Genomic DNA, 315 nt, shown 5'->3' with positions numbered 1-315 from the left:
TCATCCCGATCCGCGCCCAGCACCACCGCACGACGCTCCAGCACCGCACGACCACGAGCCAGAGCCGCACCCACCTCCCCGAACGTGGCGTCCCGGGTCGCCTCAGTGGTCCAGGCGGCCAACCGGGCCGCCTGCGCACGCAGCGCCTGGTCATCCTTGGCAGAGACCAGCCACGGCATCGGCTGACCGAGATCGGCCGCCGAGCCGGCGACGTCCCCGATCGTGGGGTCGGTCGCGCCGCTCTGACCGGTCTGGCCGATCTCTTCGCCCTGCTCGATGACGACGTGGGCGTTGGTGCCGCTGATCCCGAACGAG

At 71.7% G+C, this 315-nt stretch carries 1 protein-coding gene; it reads right to left on the bottom strand.

Annotation, left to right across the window (positions count from 1 at the left end; genetic code table 11):
* On the bottom strand, positions 1-315 hold a 315-nt coding region (locus IEY93_RS38970), incomplete at both ends, for a hypothetical protein (RefSeq protein WP_229691729.1).

The organism is Sphaerisporangium melleum, assembly GCF_014646695.1.
Taxonomy (GTDB): Bacteria; Actinomycetota; Actinomycetes; order Streptosporangiales; family Streptosporangiaceae; genus Sphaerisporangium; species Sphaerisporangium melleum.
Note: the sequence above shows the minus strand (reverse complement) of the source record. Positions and strands in the feature narration are given on the sequence as shown.